This is a genomic window from Gordonia sp. OPL2 (assembly GCF_003797825.1).
Classification (GTDB): domain Bacteria; phylum Actinomycetota; class Actinomycetes; order Mycobacteriales; family Mycobacteriaceae; genus Gordonia.
Genome location: NZ_RKME01000066.1, coordinates 1 through 482 on the forward strand (window position 1 = coordinate 1; position 482 = coordinate 482).

The following is a 482-nucleotide window of genomic DNA, read 5'->3' on the forward strand; positions in this document are numbered from 1 at the left end:
CCTCCAGCTCGCGCAGCGCCCTGGCCTGCTCATGCAGCGTGGCGACCGCCTGCTCCAGGGGCAGCGTGCCCGCGCCCATGCCCAGGCCGGCCTGGTCCATCGAGAACGACATCTGCTGCAGCGACTGCATCTGCTCCTTGTACTCGCTGCGCGCACGTTCGGACGCCTTGACCATGTCCAGGTACGCTTCGCCCAGCTTCTGCACCGACGCGATGGCGATGCCCCATGGGCCACCGGCGGCCGTCAGCAGGCCGCTACCAAGCTCCTTCAAGCCGCTGCCGAGCACATCGCCGCCGACGTTGGCCTTTGCCTTTGTCGCGGCCTTGCCCGTTGCGCCCTCCGGTGCCGCATGCACGCGCGCCAGCGCGGCGGCCGTCCGCTCGGCCTCCGCGCGCAGTGTCTTGAGATTCTGCGTTGCCAGGCGGCTGGCCTCCGCCATTGCGGTACGGAAGCCCGTCGTGTTGACCCGCAGTACTACGTCT

The 482-nt window shown here is 69.5% G+C and carries 1 protein-coding gene; it reads right to left on the reverse strand.

Translation table 11 applies throughout. From position 1 onward, the window contains the following. Positions 1–439, reverse strand: a 439-nt coding sequence (locus tag EEB19_RS26290) for a hypothetical protein (protein WP_222929983.1), incomplete at its 3' end; no start/stop codon positions are given. Positions 440–482: the final 43 nt, after the last annotated feature.